This window comes from Pseudomonas sp. URMO17WK12:I6, assembly GCF_003253625.1.
Classification (GTDB): domain Bacteria; phylum Pseudomonadota; class Gammaproteobacteria; order Pseudomonadales; family Pseudomonadaceae; genus Aquipseudomonas.
On sequence record NZ_QKYZ01000012.1, the window covers coordinates 76,818 to 96,886 of the forward strand.

At 58.8% G+C, this 20,069-nt stretch carries 19 protein-coding genes; 10 read left to right on the top strand and 9 right to left on the bottom strand.

Features of this window, described 5'->3' with window-relative positions; genetic code table 11:
* The first annotated feature begins 156 nt into the window (after positions 1-156).
* The 7 genes from F475_RS21140 (at position 157) to F475_RS30260 (ending at position 3,206) form a co-directional block, all read left to right on the top strand.
* Positions 157-477: a YbjQ family protein gene (locus tag F475_RS21140; protein ID WP_018925235.1), complete on the top strand. Its 321-nt coding sequence runs from the start codon at positions 157-159 to the stop codon at positions 475-477.
* A 148-nt stretch (positions 478-625) separates the two neighbouring features.
* Entirely contained in the window at positions 626-820 is a 195-nt protein-coding gene (locus F475_RS30800) for a hypothetical protein (protein WP_007940781.1), read from the top strand.
* A 347-nt stretch (positions 821-1,167) separates the two neighbouring features.
* On the top strand, positions 1,168-1,533 hold the full coding sequence (locus tag F475_RS21150) for a glycine zipper domain-containing protein (protein ID WP_105339641.1): 366 nt from the start codon (positions 1,168-1,170) through the stop codon (positions 1,531-1,533).
* Between the two features lie 185 nt (positions 1,534-1,718).
* Positions 1,719-2,144 carry a glycine zipper domain-containing protein gene (locus F475_RS21155; protein WP_111454658.1) on the top strand — a complete coding sequence of 142 codons (426 nt, stop codon included), beginning with the start codon at positions 1,719-1,721 and terminating at the stop codon, positions 2,142-2,144.
* Between the two features lie 128 nt (positions 2,145-2,272).
* Positions 2,273-2,443, top strand: coding sequence for a hypothetical protein (locus F475_RS30515; protein ID WP_018925238.1), 171 nt, complete (start codon positions 2,273-2,275; stop codon positions 2,441-2,443).
* A gap of 104 nt (positions 2,444-2,547) precedes the next feature.
* Positions 2,548-2,763 (top strand): hypothetical protein, encoded by a 216-nt coding sequence (locus tag F475_RS21160; protein ID WP_018925239.1) that lies wholly within the window; start codon positions 2,548-2,550, stop codon positions 2,761-2,763.
* Between the two features lie 101 nt (positions 2,764-2,864).
* The gene (locus F475_RS30260; RefSeq protein ID WP_146602948.1) at positions 2,865-3,206 is read left to right on the top strand and encodes a hypothetical protein; all 342 of its coding nucleotides are present in this window, start codon (positions 2,865-2,867) and stop codon (positions 3,204-3,206) included.
* A gap of 94 nt (positions 3,207-3,300) precedes the next feature.
* On the opposite strand, the gene F475_RS21165 is transcribed toward F475_RS30260, so the two are convergent.
* The gene (locus tag F475_RS21165) at positions 3,301-3,699 is read right to left on the bottom strand and encodes a hypothetical protein (protein ID WP_111454659.1); all 399 of its coding nucleotides are present in this window, start codon (positions 3,697-3,699) and stop codon (positions 3,301-3,303) included.
* Positions 3,700-3,702: 3 nt separating this feature from the next.
* Positions 3,703-8,568: an RHS repeat-associated core domain-containing protein gene (locus tag F475_RS31165; RefSeq protein ID WP_111454660.1), complete on the bottom strand. Its 4,866-nt coding sequence runs from the start codon at positions 8,566-8,568 to the stop codon at positions 3,703-3,705.
* A gap of 262 nt (positions 8,569-8,830) precedes the next feature.
* Between F475_RS31165 and F475_RS21175 the strand changes: the two genes are divergently transcribed.
* The gene (locus F475_RS21175; protein ID WP_111454661.1) at positions 8,831-9,526 is read left to right on the top strand and encodes an HAD-IA family hydrolase; all 696 of its coding nucleotides are present in this window, start codon (positions 8,831-8,833) and stop codon (positions 9,524-9,526) included.
* Between the two features lie 74 nt (positions 9,527-9,600).
* Here the strand turns inward: F475_RS21175 and F475_RS21180 are convergent, their stop codons facing one another.
* The gene (locus F475_RS21180; protein ID WP_111454662.1) at positions 9,601-10,347 is read right to left on the bottom strand and encodes a 3-oxoacyl-ACP reductase family protein; all 747 of its coding nucleotides are present in this window, start codon (positions 10,345-10,347) and stop codon (positions 9,601-9,603) included.
* A 124-nt stretch (positions 10,348-10,471) separates the two neighbouring features.
* Here F475_RS21180 and F475_RS21185 point away from each other — a divergent pair, with 124 nt between their 5' ends.
* Positions 10,472-11,395, top strand: coding sequence for a LysR family transcriptional regulator (locus F475_RS21185; RefSeq protein ID WP_111454663.1), 924 nt, complete (start codon positions 10,472-10,474; stop codon positions 11,393-11,395).
* Positions 11,396-11,429: 34 nt separating this feature from the next.
* Here the strand turns inward: F475_RS21185 and F475_RS21190 are convergent, their stop codons facing one another.
* The 3 genes from F475_RS21190 to F475_RS21200 form a co-directional block, all read right to left on the bottom strand.
* On the bottom strand, positions 11,430-12,158 hold the full coding sequence (locus F475_RS21190) for an aspartate/glutamate racemase family protein (protein ID WP_111454664.1): 729 nt from the start codon (positions 12,156-12,158) through the stop codon (positions 11,430-11,432).
* Positions 12,159-12,214: 56 nt separating this feature from the next.
* Complete coding sequence (locus F475_RS21195; protein WP_019648251.1) at positions 12,215-13,756, bottom strand: NCS1 family nucleobase:cation symporter-1; 1,542 nt, start codon at positions 13,754-13,756, stop codon at positions 12,215-12,217.
* A 505-nt stretch (positions 13,757-14,261) separates the two neighbouring features.
* Complete coding sequence (locus F475_RS21200) at positions 14,262-15,002, bottom strand: phosphoadenylyl-sulfate reductase (protein WP_007942164.1); 741 nt, start codon at positions 15,000-15,002, stop codon at positions 14,262-14,264.
* Between the two features lie 171 nt (positions 15,003-15,173).
* On the opposite strand from F475_RS21200, the gene thrH reads away from it, so the two are divergent.
* Positions 15,174-15,791: a bifunctional phosphoserine phosphatase/homoserine phosphotransferase ThrH gene (gene thrH, locus F475_RS21205; RefSeq protein WP_007942165.1), complete on the top strand. Its 618-nt coding sequence runs from the start codon at positions 15,174-15,176 to the stop codon at positions 15,789-15,791.
* A gap of 159 nt (positions 15,792-15,950) precedes the next feature.
* On the opposite strand, the gene pabB is transcribed toward thrH, so the two are convergent.
* The 3 genes from pabB to F475_RS21220 form a co-directional block, all read right to left on the bottom strand.
* Entirely contained in the window at positions 15,951-17,288 is a 1,338-nt protein-coding gene (gene pabB / locus F475_RS21210; RefSeq protein WP_111454665.1) for an aminodeoxychorismate synthase component I, read from the bottom strand.
* Positions 17,289-17,545: 257 nt separating this feature from the next.
* Positions 17,546-18,532, bottom strand: coding sequence for an alpha-L-glutamate ligase-like protein (locus tag F475_RS21215; RefSeq protein WP_018925248.1), 987 nt, complete (start codon positions 18,530-18,532; stop codon positions 17,546-17,548).
* On the bottom strand, positions 18,532-20,067 hold the full coding sequence (locus F475_RS21220; protein ID WP_018925249.1) for an inactive transglutaminase family protein: 1,536 nt from the start codon (positions 20,065-20,067) through the stop codon (positions 18,532-18,534). The genes F475_RS21215 and F475_RS21220 overlap by 1 nt, the downstream gene beginning before the upstream one ends.
* Positions 20,068-20,069: the final 2 nt, after the last annotated feature.

Sequence of the window (20,069 nt, forward strand, 5' to 3'; positions counted from 1 at the left end):
CACAAAACCCCTGATTTCGAGAGAAGTCAGGGGTTTTGTGGTTTCTGGCGTCTGGATTTCATGCATTAGACTGCAAACTCCTCGAGCGGAATTCAGCCATCGTGTCAGTTACCGTCGTTTCACTTCATTGATGACAGCTCTGAACAAGGACATCCCATGATCACCACCACAACCCACACCATCGAAGGTCGGCAAATCACCGCTTACCTGGACATCGTCAGCGCCGAGTCGGTGCAGGGCGTTAACGTGATTCGCGACATGTTCGCCGGGATGCGGGATTTTTTCGGTGGGCGTTCTCAGACGTTGGAGCGGGCATTGAAGGAGGCGCGGGTTCAGGCGACCGAGGAGATCAAGGAGCGGGCGCGGGTGCTTCAGGCGGATGCGGTGGTGGGGCTCGATTATGAGATCAGCATGCCTGCCGGCAAAGGTGGGATGGTGGTGGTGTTTGTGACCGGGACGGCGGTCAAGCTGAGGTAGGTTGCTCGGTACTGGCCATTCGTCGGGCATGTAACGATCTGAATCACAAGTCTGGGAATGACCGGCTAGTCTCAAAAACCAGGGTGGTCGATATTTTTCAGGCAAAAAGGGCTTGCCGGTATCGACCCGTTTTGAGAGGAGCGAAGATATGGCTGAGCCGTATATCGAAGACGACGGTGCAGAGTTTCCAATCAATGATTGCGTGCAGTGTGGTCAGACGGACTATGTGCCGAGCTTCGGCGAAGACCGTATCAAAATCAACAAAATCAAATCTGCAGTGCCTCGGACCCGAGGGCCGAAATCGAAATTTATGCCCAAGCTGGGGGCGCCCTCCAGGAAGTAAACCGATAACAGCACGAACCCCGCCATTGAGCGGGGTTTCTTGTTTCTGAAGGGCGGGAAACGTGGCTCGGTGGCAATGCCGAGAAATGTCCTACAACTTTGCGAGCACTGGTATTTTTTTCACAAACTTTTCACACCGGCCTCCGTAGGCTCAGCTCATCCGTTAGAAAGCAGTACCCTGGCCCGTCTCCCCAGCGGGCTTTTTTTTGCCTGTCATAAAACCTTTTGCATAAACGCTGTCCAACCGTCGCCATTGGCGAGGTTGTTCTGGTTTTGTGTCTGGACTTTCCCTCCGCTAAAGCATTCAATCTCCGGCCTTTCGGTTCCCCTTTTTTTGAGGTTCTTGTTATGCGTTTGACACTGCCTGCTCTGGTTCTGGGCCTTTTGGTTGCTCAAGGTGCGATGGCTGCCGGCGACGGCACGGCCGCGCTCGGTGGTGGTCTGGGTGGTGCGTTGGGTAACGTGGTTGGCCAAAAAATGGGCGGCAGCACTGGCGCAGCGATTGGTGCTGGCGTAGCGGGTGCAGCCGGCAGCGCTGTTGCCGCACGTAAAGGCAGCCGCACCAAAGCGGCCATCGGCGGCGGTGTTGGCGCGGCGGGCGGTTCGATAATCGGTAACAGCCTGGGCGGCAAGAACGGCTCCACCATTGGCGCAGGCCTGGGTGGCGCATTGGGCGGCGGCGTAGGCAGCAACCTGTCCAAAAAGGGTCACTGATCCTGAATGATCCGCTGAAAAAGCCCGGCTTACATGCCGGGCTTTTTCGTTTGGGAACATTTCTCCGACCTGTGGCTCAAATCTCATACAGTCGGTATTGGTTTGCTGTACAACAGACTCAGATGCAGGCTGATGCCTATCCGCGGCATGTTCTTCCCCCAATGCGGAAATTAGAGGTTCATATCATGCGTATGACTTTGTCCACGGTGGTTTTAGGACTTTTAATCGCTCAAGGCGCAATGGCCGCCGGCAACGGTGACGCCGCAGTCGGCGGTGGTCTTGGCGGTGTGTTGGGCAACGTAGTCGGCGGGCAGTTGGGCGGCAGCACCGGGGCCGCGGTGGGCGCTGGCGTCGGCGGTGCGGCAGGCAGTGCGGTCGGTGCGCGCAAGGGCAGTCGCACAGAAGCGGCCGTCGGCGGTGGTCTCGGCGCGGCGGGTGGTTCGGTGATCGGCAACAGCCTGGGTGGCTCCACGGGTTCGGCCATTGGCGCAGGCCTGGGCGGCGCAGCCGGTGGCGCGGTGGGCAGCAACATGGGTGATGACCGCGGCAGTTCGCATTCCGGTGGCGGCTACTACAAACACAAGCATAAAAATAAGTACAAGAATCACTAACTCGATATCGAGTTAAAGTAAAACCCGGCCGAGTGCCGGGTTTTTCGTTTCTATCGATAGGACGCTGGAACGATTTGCCGTAGGACCTCTCGAACTTTATATAACTCTGAACGTTGTGAGGCATGCCCATGAGTCCGGAAACCGAAGACAAGGAAGAAGAAGGCCCGATCAACGATCCTGGCAACGAAGATCCGGGGTCTCTGATGGACGACGCCACGGTACCGCTCAACGATGCCGATGACGCAGGCGATGTGGGCAACCTGGAGAATGATGAGTATGACGAGGAAGACGACGAGTGATTTAGCGGTCGGCCCGACCGATTAATCCCTCTGATCGAACCGTGTCTGTCGTGTTGGCCTCGAAAGGCAAGGATCTGCTTTTCAGGTCCATTGAGAGGTGCGTTATGAACGCTGATCCGAAAGACTCCGATATCGACGATACCCCCGAATATCCGCTGCCTTCGCCCACCAATTCGCTGCGCCGCGACCAGCGCCCGCCCGACGATGACGACACCGCTGTGGAACAGGTGCCCGCCGATGATGTGAGGCGCGGTAATGTGGAAGCCGACCCGGAAGACCCGGACATCGCCGGCGATGACGCCTCGGGCGAACCGAGCTGAAACCTGTGAGGTGGTGCATCGCAGATTGTCGATTGAGCGACACCTTTTAAAAGCGATCACCGCCAGAGATCAGGTAAAGCACTCTTAAAAGGAGATGCACCATGATCAGATCAAAATGGATGGCGCTTACGATGGTCGGCTTTTTGTCGATCAGTTCATTGACGGCGTTTGCTGAATCTACCGGTCGCGATGCGCCGGTCGATAAGGGGGGGATGCCGCCCTACTCGGAAATGAATGCGGGTACCTCGGATGGGAAGGCGCTGCCACCGGACACCCTTGGTGGTGGGAGTGGTGGTGATGCCAACGGGAGGAGCATCGACCCGGGGAAGGGCAGCGGGTCGGTGAGTGGTGGAAGTTCGATGGGGAGTGGTTCTGGAAGTGGGTCTGGAGGATCAGGTGGTTCTGAGGGCGGTGCAGATAAAACCGGTAATTCGGGTGGCTGAAGTCAGATTCTTTACCATTGCACTGAGCCCAGCATCGAACTGGGTTTGGTGTTTGTACAGGAGTTAAAAGTCTCTTGGCCTCTTTTTTCAACCGCTACTCCTCTTCAATATCTGATTCAAACCAGCGCATAAAGAAGTCTCGCTGAACCTCTGGATCGTTGGTAAGATTATTTTCTTCGTAGTCAAAAATATTTACCAGGTCATTCCTTGTTGCATATTTGCCTAGTGTAAGTTCATATGCTTTTACTCCAAGCGACATCTGTGAGGACATGCTGGAAGGGTGTACGTTTATTTTTGCTCCTTTGCACAGGAAAACTACATCGCAGTGCTCTTTTCTGATATTGCCAAGGCACTCGTAAAAATCTCCCCCTGCATAAGTTTTGCTATATCCATCCTCCGTCACAAAATTAATAGTCAGTGCTTCCGAGTCGCAGAAAAGCTTCGCGATCTGGCGTATACCGTGTTTGATTATCACAATTTCTACGCTGTCCACTTTCTATTTCCTGTTCGGATTTAAGGTGGTGTAACTAGTGGGGCGACCATCAGCACCAATAGGCGTAACGCCGAGAATATCTTCTCTTTTGACTCCACCTTGGATTGCTACCTCCCTTTCATTACTAAATTTGTATTTTTTTCCAAGTTCCTTGACTAGATCTCTACCTGGAATCATTCGTATAGTGTACAAAAAACCATTTCTCATATTGAACTTTGTTGCGAAATCAATTCCTACATCTCTTTTTGGAGAAGTGCTAACAAAATTGCTCGGTGGTTTATTACTGTCAAGTGAGTGAAGTAGCAAATCATTGCTGTCACCCTTGGTTTTAAAACCCTGGTAAAAAATTTCATCTGGATGGCGGCTATCTCCACGATATAAATATTTTTCCTCCGTATATAAGGGAAGTTGAGCATCCCCCTCATCAACCCCCGTCTTACCCGCCGGATCCTCATCCCCATACGACGGCTTCTTACACCCATCCCCCCCAGGGCACTCACTCAACCCCAACGGATCAACCCAACCCGCTGGATTGCGCGTGTACTGATAGCCGTTTAATCCGCCCGCCAACTTGCTCGGGTCCGGCGTCAGGTACCGGCCGATATCCGGATTGTAGTAGCGATGCCGGTTGTAATGCAGGCCGGTTTCCGCGTCGTAATACTGCCCTTGAAAGCGCAGCGGTTGATCGAAGACCTGGTGGGTGTCGCGGTTGAGGCGGGTGAGGCGGCCATAGGCGGTGTATCGGGCGGCCCAGATGATGTCGCCACTGTAGTCCGTGAGTTCTTGCGGGGTGCCGAGGTGGTCGAGCTGGTAGTAGAAGGGACAAGCCTTACGCGGGCCTTTGCCGTCGAGCATGGCCAGCGGGCGGAAGGTGCCGGGTTCGTAGACGTAGCTGCGATGGTGGTCCTGGCTGTGTTCGGCGACGAGGTGGTCGCCTTGCCAGAAAAACTCGATGGTTTTGCCGTCGACGGTTTTGGCGATGCGGCGGCCGAAGGCGTCGTAGCGATAACTTGAACAACGACCGTCCGGCGTAGTGACGCCGACCAGCCGATGCTGGCAGTCGTACCGGTATTCGGTGACCAGTTTCTGCCCGGTGCCACGGCGCTCGCGGATCAGGTTGCCGAAGGTGTCGTAGTCGAAGTGGCGATCGCCCTGCATCAACAGGCGATTGCCTTTGACGGACGTCGGGCCGGGGCGGTCCTGCATCAGCAGGTTGCCGGCCGGGTCGTGGGCGTAGCTTTCCGGCTGTTGGTCGCGGGAGTGGCGCACGCGGATCAGTCGATTGAGCGGGTCGTACTGATAGCTGCGCTGGCCATGGCGGGTGTCGGCGATGCTGTCGAGGTTGCCATTGAGGCTGTAGGCATAGTCGCGGCGGTAGAGCGGATGTTGGTGCTGGCCGACAGCGTGGGCCTTCAGACGGCCCTGTTCGTCGTAGGCATATTCACTGAGCAGCAGGCCTTGTTGACGGTTTTGTTCGCGACCGGCGAGGAACGTATGCGAGGTCAGTCGTGCGCCGTTGAGGTCGATGGCCGTCAGCGCACCGCCCTTGGCATGGTGGTAATCGAGTTTGCTGCCGTCCGGCAGGCGCAGGCGGTTGAGCTGGCCGCAGGCATCGTAGGCATAACGCAGCGTGCCCCAGCCTTGGTGCTCGGTGATCAGGCGGTCCTGCCGGTCGTATTCGAATTCCAGCGGATGATCGTGGCCGTCGTCGACGCGGGTCAGCCGGCCCAACAAGTCGTAGCGATATTCGACCTGGATGCCGTCGGGCAAGGTCTTGACCAGCAAGCGCCCGGCCCAGTCCCGTTGATAGCCCGTGATCAGCTGCGAGCCGTCATCACCGAACTCGGTTTTCTCCTGTAGATGACCATTGAGATCGTAGGCGTACGCGGTACGACGGCCGTCGAAGCCGGTTTCCTGTCGGATCAGGCCGCTGGGCGTGTAGTCCAGCCGATAGTGTTCGCCGGATTCGTTCTCGATTTCCGTGAGCAGCAGCTGCGCATTGTCATAGCGGTACTTGAGCTGGGTGCCGTCGGGATTGATCCGGCGGCTGACCAGGTGCAGGTCGTCGACGTATTCATAGCGGGTGATGCGGCCCAGTTCATCGCGTTCGGCGGTGATCTTGCCGTAGGCGTTGTAGCTGAACCCGCGGGTGGCACCGGTAGGGAATGTTGTCTGGACCAGTCGGCCAATGGCGTCCCATTGGTACTGGGTGAGCGCACCGTGTTCGTCCTGATGAGTCGTCTGCCGTCCCAGCGCATCGTAGGAAAAGCGCCGCTGCCCACCGTCCGGCAAGGTCTCTTCGAGCAACTGGCCCAAGGCATTCCAGACAAAGACATGGCGACTGGTGTCCGGGTAGCGGACCGACAGCAACCGGCCCTGAGGGTCGTAGTGGTAATGGGTGACCTGACCGTCGGGATCGGTCGCCTCGGTGACATCGCCCTGGGCATTGCGCTGGTATTTCCACACCGCCTGACCGCGATAGCGCGCATGCAGGAAACCGTTGCGATACTCGTAGGCCGTCGGTTCGTCCTGCGGTGGAATCAGTGTCACCAGCCGTCTGACGTCGTCGTAACGGTATTCGGTGACGGCCCCCAACGGATCCTGCTCGGCAATCAACCGCCCGCTGTCGTCGTAGCTTTTGAGCTGCTCACCGCCATCCAGCCCGACCCGGCGCACCAGCCGCGCCCGGTCGTCGTGGACGTAAACCTCTTCGCTGCCGTCGATGTTCCGGACGGTGACACTGCCCTGGTCATCCCAGACATAGCGCGTGTCCATCTGCGCAAACGACGCCCAATGCCGCACGCAGCGCGCCGACTTGCCAGACCGTTCCCACTCCCAGAAGAAACTCGCGCCACCGGCCAGTTGTCGCTGCAAAATTACGTGCTGGTCGTCGTAGTCGTAACGCTCGCTTTCCCCAGCAGCATTGATCGCTTCGATCAAGCGCTGGCGGGCGTCATAGCGGTAGAAAGCCAGTGTTTGCTCAGTACGCCAGGCTTCACCCAAGTCATCGCTGGGGTGAAACGACTGGTATTCGACGGCGATGAGGTGCCTGCGCTCGTAGCACAACAGCAGCGAACGACCGGCACCGTTGTCGAGGCGTTGAATACGCTCCTGTCGGTCGCGGGTGATGCGCAGGCGGTTGTTGTAGGCGTCACTGATCGCCGTTAGTCGACCGTTGTGAAAGTGGTAGAACCGACTCGTCTCGCCGGCCAGCGCGAGGATCAGTTCCTCGGGGTTATCACCGAGGTAAATCGCCGCGCGCGACAGGCTGTTGTGGATCGCCGGGCGTTCGTTGCTCGGCAGCGGGAACGTGGTGCGACGGTTTTCATGGTCGATCCAGACGACCTGTTCAACGCCCAGCTCCAACCGCTGCGCCAGCGAATGGCTCCAGCCCCAGCCCAGCCCGCAATCGATCTCCACCGCGCTGGTGCGGTACAACCGGGTGAAGGCAAACGGCAGCAGCCCGTCCAGCGCACCGTCGGTGAGGGTCAGCAGTTCTTCGCCGCTGACCATCGACACAGGACAGCCGTTGGTGCAGGTCAGTGCCGCGCAATCGGTGCTGTCGCCATTGGGATTTTTCGCTTGATTCGGTGCATCGTCGTGGGGTTCGTGGCGGCCTAGCCGGGTCTTGGCAGCTGACTTGTCGCGGGCAATGGCGAGTGGATTGTTCACCTGCACAACCGGTGAGTTGCCGGCGCTGATCTGCAGTGGAATCGTCGGTGCAGGTTTCAGCGGTGCATTGCGCGCACTGACCACAAGCGGTTTGAGGACGCCAGCGTGGGCTGTCAGGTCGGATTTGGCCGTCAGTTCGGCCAGTCGCAAACTGGCAGTCGCCAACCATTGTCGAGCCCGATGGGACTTGATCTTGTCCAGCACTTTGGCGCTCATGCCGAGCTTCAGGCCCGTAGGACCTGTGAGACGCACCAGCAGGAAGCTGATTAATATTTCCGTACGAACTTGTGCCACGACTTCGGCGATGTACTGCGGCGGCAACATCCTCAGCCAACTGGTGAAGGCGGCGAGATGGATGAACATCAACGGCTCATCGCTCAACATCAGCAACACATTGGCAATGGTTTCAGCCGAAGCGTTCAGCAGCGTCTCAAGCTCGCCTTGTGTCAGGTACTCAAGGAGTTTTTCGCTGCTACCTTGCAGGTCCGCCACCAGTGCGTAGACCTGCTTCACGTCATCCCACAAGCCGTGCAGCGAACGCTCGAAACTGTGCCAGTCAGCCTGTTGCAGCAGGCCGTAGCGTTGAGTGAAACCAGCTTTGGAAAAAGCTGCCCATAAAGGCTCGAATTCGCTCCTCCATTCGTTGCGCAACCAGCTTTCCAGCTCGCCGATCACGCCCTGATAGGAGGCGTAGAGCGCTTTGACGTGTTCAGTGGTGACATTGGGAAAGAAGGTGATGCGATAGCGATTGCCGCGCCAGCATTCGGGGATTTCGAGAATGCCGCTGGGGCCGATGGTTGCGTGGACGGGCTCACCGAACGTCAGCTCACCGTTGTGCTGGGAGATAACCGGTTCGAGCATCACCGGCGTATCGCCGATCGGCACGAAACGCGCGGCTTCAAACATATGCACCAGGGTCAACGGACCGCTGGCCGGGCACATGGCGAGTGTTGAACTGACAGGCGCGGTGGAGTCCTTCGGTGCGCTGAGCCGGACTTCGTTGCCGACCTTGAACACTTGCTCGACGTTCAGCGCGCCACCGGTCCAGAAGTTTTCCGCCCAGGCTTCGTAGTCGTTGAGGCAGAGTCGGAAATCACCGAGCAGCGCTTTGATGTCCGGCTGTTTGGGGTTCATGGCGGCGACCACCAGCAGACCGATGGCGTTGTTCAAGGCCAGGACCTTGTCAGGTTCGAACATTCGCAATCCCTCGCGCTGATCAATGTGGAGCGAGAGACTTTGCGGGGGATCAAAAAGGAAAGAAGTCGGGAAAGGAGGTGTTTGGTGTAGGGGAAATCGCTAAATCATCACGGCGCCCTCGGCAGAGGATTTTGTATCCGCCAGGCATTGCCCGTTGCCCTCGACCAATTGCGCTCGCTATGCTGCTGAACCCTTTAATCCATCACGGATCCGGCCGTACCTGAGCCGTCCTGGGATGTCATGAGAAAACGGATCAGATGCGATGAGTGCACCCTTGGATGAGTTCGGTCCGATCAAGGCCGTGATTTTCGATATGGACGGTTTGCTGCTGGACACCGAGGGCATTTACACCGAGGTCACGTCCATCATTGCCGAGCGCTATGGGCGGACCTTCGACTGGAGCGTCAAACAGAACATCATCGGCCGTGGCGCGGGTGATCTGGCGCGCTATGTGGTCGAGGCGCTGGACTTGCCGATCACCGCCGAAGAGTTTCTGGTGATCCGCGAGCCCTTGATGCGCGAGCGTTTTCCGACGGCGCTGGCGATGCCCGGAGCAGAGGAACTGGTTCGGCACTTGAAAGCCAACAACATTCCTATCGCGGTGGGCACCAGCTCTTCGCGTCAGTCGTTTGGTCAGAAAACCACTTTGCACCGCGACTGGTTCGCGCTGTTTGACTTCATTGTCACCGCTGACGACCCGGAAGTTGGGGCGGCGAAACCGGCGCCGGATATTTTCCTGACGGCGGCGCGACGTCTTGGGGTTGCGCCCCGGGATTGCCTGGTATTCGAGGATTCGCCGTTCGGCGTCACTGCAGCCAAAGCGGCAGGAATGACGGCGATTGCGGTCCCGGATGCGGCGATGGCCGACGAAAAGTACGCACACGCCGATGGCATTCTTCGTACGTTGAAGGCGTTCAAACCCGGTACATGTGGCTTGCCGGCGCTTGAATGGAACTGACCATTCGATAATCCCTGACACAAAAGAACGCCGGCAATTGATTGCCGGCGTTTTTGTTTCAGTCGAGCGGTGTATCAGGCGCCGAAACCACCATCGATGGTCAGGCTGGCACCGGTGATGTAGCCAGCTTCGGGGCCTGCGAGATAAGCGACGAAGCTAGCGATTTCTTCCACGTTGCCGTAACGACCCACAGCCATCAGCGGGATCAGGCTATCAGCGAAGTCGCCGCTGGCGGGGTTCATGTCAGTGTCGACCGGGCCTGGTTGCACGTTGTTGATGGTGATGCCCCGTGGGCCGAGGTCGCGAGCCAGGCCTTTGGTCAGGCCGACCAGCGCCGATTTGCTCATGGCGTACGGGCCACCGCCGGCGAAAGGCATGCGCTCGGCATTGGTGCTGCCGATGTTGATGATGCGACCGCCTTCGGTCATGTGGCGGGCGGCTTCCTGGGTGGCGATGAACACACTTCGTACGTTGATGGCCAGGGTCTGGTCGAAGTCTTCGAGTTTGAAGTCCTCCAGCGGTGCGACGGCCAGAACGCCTGCGTTGTTGACCAGGATGTCCAGGCGGCCGAAGGTCTCGACGGTGGCGTTGACGGCATTGCGAATAGCAACGGCATCGGCGCTGTCGGCCTTGATGGCCAGGGCTTTGCCGCCGGCGGAGATGATGCTGTTTTGCAGGTCTTCGGCTTTGGCGGTAGAGCTGACATAGGTGAAGGCGACGGCTGCGCCTTCTGCGGCCAGGCGTTTGACGATGGCAGCACCGATACCGCGTGAACCGCCTTGAATCAGAGCTACTTTACCGCTGAGGTGTTGAGTGGTCATGTCGATCTCCAGAAGTTCAAGGCAGGCTGCCTTGTTGTCGGAGTCGAGTATCGGCTTCGCATTACCCGGCGGGTAGACCGTGATTGCTATAGTCTGTGTAAACCAGAAGTTTATAGTGGCGCTTATGGAAACCTTCAGCAGTATCGAATGCTTCGTGCGCAGCGCTGAGGTCGGCAGCTTCGCCGAGGCTGCGCGACGCTTGAGCCTGACGCCTGCTGCGGTGGGCAAGAGCGTCGCCAAGCTGGAGGCGCGACTTGGTGTGCGGCTGTTCCAGCGCAGCACGCGTAGCCTGACGCTGACCGAGGCCGGTCAGCTGTTTCTCGGCGAAGTCAGCGCCAGCTTGCACACGATCCAGAATGCCGTGGCCAACCTGGCCAGCGCCGAAGGACGTCCGGCGGGAACGCTGAAGGTCAGCATGGGCACGGTGTTCGGGCGCTTGTACATCGTGCCGTTGCTCGGAGAGTTTTTGCGGCGCTTTCCGGCGATCAACCCTGACTGGCATTTCGACAACCGTCAGGTCGACCTGATCGGCCAGGGGTTCGATGCGGCGATTGGCGGTGGATTCGAACTGCCCCAGGGCGTGGTGGCGCGCAAGCTGACGCCCGCCCATCGAGTGTTGGTGGCTTCAGCCGGGTACTTGGCGGGGCACGAAGCGATCATCGAGCCCGACGACCTCCAGCACCACGATGGCATCCTGATACGGTCGCCGCAGACGGGGCGCGTGCGTTCCTGGCAGTTGACCTGTCGCAACCGGCAATACAGCCCGCTGACGCTCAAGGCGCGAATGACCATGAGCGATTCGGAAGCGGCCTGCGCGGCGGCGACCCAGGATTTGGGCATTGCATTGGTGAGCCTGCCGTTCGCCGTGGGCTATCTGGACACCGGGACCTTGCAGCGGGTGTTGCCCGACTGGTACGTCGACGATGGCAATATCTCCATCTATTACGCCGAGCACAAACTGCTGCCGGGCAAGACCCGGGCGTTTGTCGACTTCATCATTGAACAGTTTGCCGAGCAGGGGTTGGGGCAGCGGTTCAGTGCAGTTTGAGCCCGGCTTGGGACCGAGGTGAGGCCTTCGCGGTCTACCGCCCAAACCGTCCCGGCCAACCCATAATGTTCTTCGGCCGCGGCGTCGCATACGTCCGTACTTTCGACGTCGACAACCCCAACCGCACCAGTGATTCGGCAATGGTCACCGCCGCCGTCACGCCATCCACCACCGGTACGCCGGTGCGCTGACGAATCTGTTCATCCAGCCCGGCCATGCCGCCACAGCCCAGGCAAATCACCTCGGCCTTGTCCTCGCTCACCGCCAGTTCCGCCTGGCGGACGATCGCCTCCAGCGCGCGCTCTGGATCGGACTCCAGCTCCAGCACCGCCAACCCACTGGCCCGCACCGACGCACAACGATCCCAGAGCCCGGAGAGTTTGAGGCGATCCTCGATCAGCGGCACGGTGCGGTCGAGGGTGGTGACCACCGAATAGGCATGGCCGAGGAACATCGCGGTGCTGGCGCCGGCATCGGTGATGTCCACCACCGGCACGTTGAGCAACTCCTGCAAACCTTCGCGGCCGTGCTCGCCGTAGCCGGCCTGGATTACCGCATCGAAGGGCTGATCGTAGGACATGACCCGGTCCATCACGGCGATGGCGGCCAGGTAGCTTTCGAAATTGCCTTCAATGGAGTCGGCGCCGAAATGCGGGGTCAGGCCAATGATTTCCGTGCCGGGCGCGGCCACGGACTGTGCTTGACGGGCGATGGCCTGGGTAATGGATTCGGTGGTGTTGACGTTGACCACGAGAATTCGCATGGGAGGTCCTTATAGCGAGTGGTTTGCGGCCCGATGTCACCGGGCCGCCAAGAGGATTAATGGCTGACATTATCGACCGCGATGGCTTCACCGCTGACATCGGCGTAGTAAGGCTGCCGTTTGGCGATGATCAGGTAGAGCATCCCTGCAATCCCGGCGCCAATCAGCCAGGAGAATGGCGAGACACTGTCGAAACCTGGCACCAGGGCCAGGACAATGGCGATCAAGGCTGCCGGAATGAACGCCGCTACGGCGCGCAAATTAACCCCACGGCTGTAGTAATAATCGCCATCGGGATCTTCGCTGTACAACTGCGGCACGTTGATCCGGCCTTTTCGTACCTGCCAGTAGTCGACCATGATCACCCCGTACAACGGGCCGAGCAGGGCGCCGAGGCCAGACAGGAAGTACACGATCACCAGCGGGCTGTTGTAGAGGTTCCACGGCAGGATCAGCACCGCGATGGTCGCGCTGATCAGCCCGGCGCGGCGGAAGGTCAGGTATTTGGGCGCCAGATTGCTCAGGACAAAGGCCGGGGCGACGAAGTTGGCCATGATGTTCACTGCCACGGTGACAATCAGGAACGCCAGGCAACCGAGTACCAGAAAGAAGGTATTGGGAATCGACGCGATAATCTCGGTCGGGCTTTCGATGATCCGGCCGTTGATCTGAAATTGCGCACCGCACAGCAGGACGGTGATCCCGGCGAATACCAGAATGTTGACGGGCAGGCCCCAGAAATTTCCGACCCGGATGGTCTTGCGGCAGGGAGAAGAGCGGGCGAAGTCGCAGAAATTGAGGATTAGCGTGCCGTAGATCGACAGCCACAAGGCGCCGCCGGCAAAGATATTGCGCCACATCTCACCGCCACTCAGCGGTTCACGAATCGACCAGGCGATGGTGGCGTTGGCCTGGAAGTACATCCAGCCGGCGAGGGCGGCGACGGTCAACAAAATCACCGGGCCGGCAAACGCCTCGTAGCGTCGCACCATTTCCATGCCATAGGCCAGAATCGCCAACTGCACGAACCAGATCGCCACGAAACACACCCAGCCCAGGCTCGACAGTCCGAGTATCGAATTGTGGTCGTAATCGGCGAGTCCGGGATGCACCGCCGTCAGCAATACGCGAAAGACCACTGACGCCAGGTACGTCTGAATTCCGAACCAGGCAATGGCGATAACGGCGCGAATCAATGCAGGAATCTGCGCCCCATGGATGCCGAAACTGATCCGGCTGATCACCGGAAACGGCACCCCGGTTTTCTGGCCCATGTAACCGGAAAGGTTCATGAAGCAATACACCAGCGCAGCACCGATTCCCAAGGACAGTAGAATCTGCCAGCCGCTCAGGCCCAGTGCATACAAGCCAATGGCAAAGGAGTAGTTGGCAATGTTGTGCACATCGTTTGTCCACAGGGCAAAGATGCTGTAACGGCCCCAGCGCCGACCTTCGGCCTTGGTCGGCGCGAGGTCCTTGTTATGCAGGCGGGGGCTGAGCACGACGGGTGGTTGAAACGTTTGGTCGTGAATCACGGAGGTAGAAAGAGGAGAGGGCAGATCCAGCGCAATATTGTTATTGGGGAGGCTAGTACGCATTCCGGCAGGCTCCTGAAGCTCGTTGCCGCGATGACTGTGCATGAGCGTGGGCTCGACAAATCTTCGTCGCGGGTGGGAGAGCATCATTGGTTACGGGGCATCTGCAGCCTGTACGGGATAGGGCGCTTCAGGCTTGCGGATCTAAAGTGTGTGTATGTTTTTGTATTTATTGTATACAAAACATGTGTTCACTTAAGCCAAATGTGTGCCAGTCGGTGATCTATAAAATTTAAGGCTAATTTCGTTTTGTTATTGATTGAAGATAAGTAGTTGAAAAAAAGACGATATAAATTGACCGATTGAACAGGTATTTATTTTGGGCAGGGTTTTGTCGGAGTGTTCGACTGAGGAAGTCAGGACAGGGGAATGTAACTTTCTGGGGCACTGAAACTAAAAGTGCACACAGATATGGCACTTATGGTGACATTTCTGTGTACACTTTTTTAAAGTAAAACCATCACAGGCTTCGCCAGCTCCTGCAGGAGCTGCTACGGGCTGCGATCTTTTAAGCTTTGGACTTGCTGATGATGTTCCCGGCATGCAGCCCGCATTCTTTCTGCGTGGCTTCTTCCCACCACCAACGACCTTCGCGCTCATGCTGGTTCGGCAGCACCGGACGGGTGCAAGGCTCGCAACCAATGCTGATGAATCCGCGTTCATGCAGGCTGTTGTACGGCAGCTCCAGCATGCGGATGTAACCCCAGATCTCTTCGCTGGTCATCTGTGCCAACGGGTTGAACTTGTACAGGGTACGTTCCGGGGTGGAAAACGCGGTGTCGATTTCCAGTACCGCGACGGCGCTGCGGGTGCCCGGGCTCTGGTCCCGACGCTGGCCGGTGGCCCAGGCGGTCACGCCAGACAGTTTGCGACGCAGCGGCTCGATCTTGCGAATGCCGCAGCACTCGCCATGGCCATCCTTGTAGAAACTGAACAGGCCTTTTTCCTTCACGAAAGGTTCGAGCTTGCTGTAGTCCGGCGACACCACTTCGATATCGATCTTGTAGTGCTCGCGCACCTGCTCGATGAAGCGGTAGGTCTCGGGATGCAAGCGGCCGGTGTCGAGGCTGAACACTTTGACGTTCTTGTTCAGCTTCCAGGCCATGTCCACCAGCACCACATCCTCGGCGCCGCTGAAAGATATCCACAGGTCATCGCCGAACTCGGCGAACGCGAGTTTCAGGATGTCCTGGGCGGATTTGTTGGCATAGGTCGTGGCGAGTTCCACGACATCGAACGATGGGCTCATCAGGGCGGCTTCCTACAGGTCGGTGGCGCTGGGCGCTCTATATGCGTCGATGGTAACAAAATCCTGCGGTGGCTGGCGCGTCCTCTGCGTTGCACGGAGGGGGGCGAGTCGCTAGAGTTCGGCAGTCCTTTTGCTCGCTCGACTCATAAATAATACTAATGGGAGTGTCTTGTGGAAATTGCCTGTCTGGATCTTGAAGGTGTGCTGGTCCCGGAAATCTGGATCGCCTTTGCCGAAAAAACCGGGATCGAGTCCCTCCGGGCCACCACTCGGGACATTCCCGACTACGACGTGTTGATGAAGCAGCGCCTGCGGATTCTCGACGAGCATGGCCTGAAGCTCTCCGACATTCAGGAAGTGATCGCTACGCTCAAGCCTCTGGAAGGCGCCAGTGAATTTGTCGACTGGCTGCGTGAGCGCTTTCAGGTGGTGATTCTGTCGGACACCTTTTACGAATTTTCCCAACCGCTGATGCGTCAATTGGGCTTCCCTACGTTACTTTGCCATCGTCTGATTACTGACGATGCCGGTCGGGTCACGGGCTATCAGCTGCGTCAGAAAGATCCCAAGCGTCAGTCGGTTTTGGCGTTCAAGAGCCTCTATTACCGAGTGATCGCGGCGGGGGATTCCTACAACGACACGACGATGCTGGGCGAGGCGGATGCCGGGATTCTGTTCCATGCGCCGGACAATGTGATTCGCGAGTTCCCGCAGTTCCCGGCGGTGCACAGCTTTGCCGAGTTGAAGCAGGAATTTATCAAGGCTTCGAACCGTAATCTGAGCCTGTAAACCCGATCTGTGGCGAGGGAGCTTGCTCCTGCTCGGCTGCGCAGCAGTCGCATGCGTTATATCTGTCGATATGCGGTGTCTGGTTTGGGGGGCGCTTCGCACTGGAGCGCCAGCCCGGCCCAGCGGGAGCAAGCTCCCTCGCCACATAAAAGTGCGATATCAGAGGTTCTGCAACGTTTCGAGCAGCACCTTCACCTTGGTAATCGATTCCTGATACTCCGCCTGCCAATCCGAATCCGCGACGATCCCCCCGCCGCCCCAGCAGCACACCTGCCCATCCTTGACCAACAAACTGCGAATGGCGATGGAGCTGTCCATCTCCCCGCGCACGTCCAGATACAGCAATGAACCGCAATACAACCCGCGACGGGTCGGTTCCAGTTCATCGATGATCTGCATGGCGCGAATTTTTGGCGCGCCGGTAATCGAGCCGCCGGGGAAGCTGCCGGCGATCAAATCCAGCGCGTCCTTGTCATCCGCCAGTTCGCCGGTAACGCTGCTCACCAGGTGATGCACGTTCGGATAGCTTTCCAGGCTGAACAGCTCCGGCACCCGTACCGAACCGATGCGGCAGGTACGACCCAGATCGTTGCGCAGCAAGTCGACGATCATCAGGTTTTCCGCGCGGTCCTTGGGGCTGGCCAGCAGTTCGGCGGCGTTCGCCGCATCTTCGGCAGCGGTCAGCCCGCGGGGGCGGGTGCCTTTGATCGGGCGGGTTTCGACGTGGCGCTCGCTGACTTTGACAAAGCGCTCCGGCGACAGGCTTAGCACCGCGTCGCCGTCGGGCAGGCTCTGGAAGCCGGAAAACGGTGTCGGGCAAGCCGCCCGCAGCGCGCAATAGGCCGCCCACGGATCGCCTTGGCATTGGGCGCGAAAGCGCTGGGCGAAGTTGACCTGATAGCAGTCGCCAGCCTGGATGTACTGCTGAATGCGTTCGAAGGCTTGCCGATAGTCGTCGGCGCTCAGGTCAGCACTCATCGGGCCGTCCAGTTTGAATGGCTGGATATTCTCGGTGGTGGGCTGAGTGAACAGTTCGATCAGCCGTTGTCGTTCGCTGTCGATCAGCGTCGGGTGGAACACCAGTTGACTGGTAGCCAGATGGTGATCGCTGATCAGTGCCCAGTCATACAGCCCGAAGCGTGCGTCGGGCAATTGCAGATCGTCCCGCGCCTGGCTCGGCAGGTTTTCCAGATGCCGGCCGAAGTCGTAGCTCAGGTAGCCGATCAGGCCGCCGGCGAAGGGCAAGTCGTCAAGGACGGTTGCTTCACCGAGCCGTGTAAGGTTCTTGCGAAGGCGTTGCAGGAAATGGCTGCCGCTTTCATCCGGCAACACGGCCAGTTGCTCCAGCGGCCAGGCGCTGAGCAGGTCAAAACGCCCACGTTCGGCACTCGGCCGGCCGCTGTCGAGCAGCACGGCACCGGGGGCATGACGAATCGCCGCGAAGTACTCGGCAGGGTTGGCGCGATAGGGCAGCGGGTGTACAGAACAGGTCAACATGGGCGGGGCAGATCAGCCAACGAGGCGGGGGAGCGATTGTAGTCCTCTGCAGGATTTGCTCCTAGAGGGGATGTCGGCAAGAGATACATCTGCGGCGAGGGAAGTTTGCCTGTGGCGAGGGAGCTTGCTCCCGGCGGACTGCGAAGCAGGCCCAAAGAAATCAGCCCCTCGGTTTTCAGAGAAACCGAGGATGCCGTTTTATGACTGCTGCGCAGTCAAGCGGGAGCAAGCTCCCTCGCCACAAAGAGCCAGAGGGGTCAGCCCTCAATCGTCGGAATATGCCCAAACAGTTCCTGAACGAACGCCACACGTTCCTGCGCCGTTTCGGTGATCCCGCGCGCCTTCAGCTCTTCGAGTCGCGCCTCGACCGCGTGGGTACGGGACGTCAGGCCGCAATCGTTGGCGATCTGAATGTTCAACCCAGGCCGGGCATTGAGCTCAAGAATCAGCGGCCCTTTCTCCTGGTCAAGCACCATGTCGACGCCGATGTAGCCCAGCCCGCACAACTCGTAACAGCCGGCGGCCAGTTTCATGAAACCGTCCCAGTAGGGCAGTTGCACGCCGTCTACCGCGTTGGTGGTGTCCGGGTGTTTGTTGATGATGTTGTTCAGCCAGGTGCCGCGCAATGTCAGGCCAGTGGCCAGGTCGACACCGACGCCGATGGCGCCCTGGTGCAGGTTGGCCTTGCCGCCGGACTGGCGGGTCGGCAGGCGCAGCATGGCCATCACCGGATAACCCATCAGCACGATGATGCGGATATCCGGCACACCTTCATAGCTGATGCTTTTGAAGATCTGGTCCGGAGTCACGCGGTATTCGATCAGCGCACGGTCGCGGTGCCCGCCCAGGGAATACAGACCGGTGAGGATGCTCGAGATATGGTGCTCGAGTTCCTCATGGTCAATGATCTTGCCGGACACTGTGCGATAGCGCCCCTCGAACCGGTCGGCAACCACAATGATGCCGTCGCCGCCGGCGCCCTGGGCCGGTTTGATCACGAAGTCGGTGCGCCCGCCGATGATCTCCTTGAGGTTATCGATTTCCTTCTCGGTGGAGATCACGCCGTACAGCTCCGGCACGTGGATGCCGGCGGCGATGGCGCGTTCCTTGGTGATGATCTTGTCATCGACGATCGGGTACAGGCTGCGCTTGTTGTACTTGAGCACGTAGTCGGCGTTGCGCCGATTGATCCCCATGATGCCCCGGGCCTCCAGGGCTTTCCAGGTCTTCCAGAGACCGAACATCAGGCGTCAGCCTCCTTCAGGAAAGCCTTGAAACGCACCAGTTCGGTCAGGCGGTAACCGCGATAGCGACCCATGGCCAGCATGAAAGCCACCAGAATCAGCAGGACCGCCGGGAAGGTGAACACGAAGTACACCAGCTCCGGCACGCTCATGATCAGGTGCGCCAGGGAGGCGGCGAACAGCGTGCCGATCGCCACTTTCATGGCATGGCCGCCACCGCGCTCTTCCCAGGTGATCGACAGGCGTTCGATGGTCATGGTCAGAATCACCATCGGGAACAGCGCCACCGACAACCCGCGCTCCAGGCCGAGTTTGTGGCTGAACAGGCTGATCGCCGCGATCAGCACCACCACGAAGGTCAGCACCACCGACAATCTCGGCAGCATTTGCAGTTTCAAGTGCTCAAGGTAGGAACGCAGCGACAGCCCCAGCGCCGTGATGATGGTAAACAGCACGATGCCGAAGCCGAGCTGGGTTTCCCGGAAGGCCAGGGCGATCAGCACCGGGGTAAAGGTGCCGAGTGTCTGGATGCCGATCAGGTTGCGCAGGATCAGGATCACCAGCACGCCGATCGGGATCATCACCATGATCATGAAGGTCTGCTGGGTTTGCAGCGGCAGGCCGTACAGCGAGTAGTCGAGGAAATTGGCGTCGGAGTTCTCGTCGGTCAGCTTGGCCAGGCGAATGGCGTTCATTTCGCTGTTGTTCAGACTGAAGGTGACGTTGGCTTTCTTGCCGCCATCGACGGTGATCAGGTTTTCATCGCCGGTCCACCACAGCAAGCGGTCGGTGGGCAGGCCCTGTTCGCCGGTTTCCGGGTTGAAGTACAGCCAGTCGGTGCCGTTGAAACTGCGCAACCAGAGTTCAGGCGTTTGCGGCTGATCGGCCACCAGGCGGATGGTGTGGACCTTTTCCACCGGCACGTGGGCGATGGACAGAACCAGCTCGACGATTTTGGCTTTGTTCGCGGTGGACGTATCGCCGGCCAGCAGCAGTTTCACGTTGTCGTCGTTGAGGTTGTTGACACGTTTGATGGCTTCGCCAATGAAAGTTTCGACGTCGGCCGAATGCTGGCGGATCGGCGCGAGCAAGGCTTCGGCGGCGATTTTTTCCGGGCCTTCGACGGCGATGCTGTCGCGGAAGGTCGCCCCTTTGACCTTGGATTTTTCGCCGGTGTAGCGCTTGGTCAGCACCAGGCGGTAATAAAGGGTCTGGTTGCCCTTGGCCCGACGTGCCGACCAGGTGACCTTGCGGTTGCCGTCGACACGGTTCACTGCCACACCGTAGTTATTGGAAATGAAACTCTCGTTAAGGCTCACGTAGTCGCGGCTCAGCGGCGGCACGAACATCTGGATCTTGATCGGGTCTTTGGCGTTGGCGACGAACTCGACCTTGGCGTCGATGTTCCACAAGTCATCGGTGGCATCTTCAGTCACCGGAATACCGAGCACGAAAATCTGATAGGCCGTAACTGAAATGCCCAGCACCACCAGGATGGCGATCAGCAATTTCAGATGGAGGGTAAGAGAGCGCATTG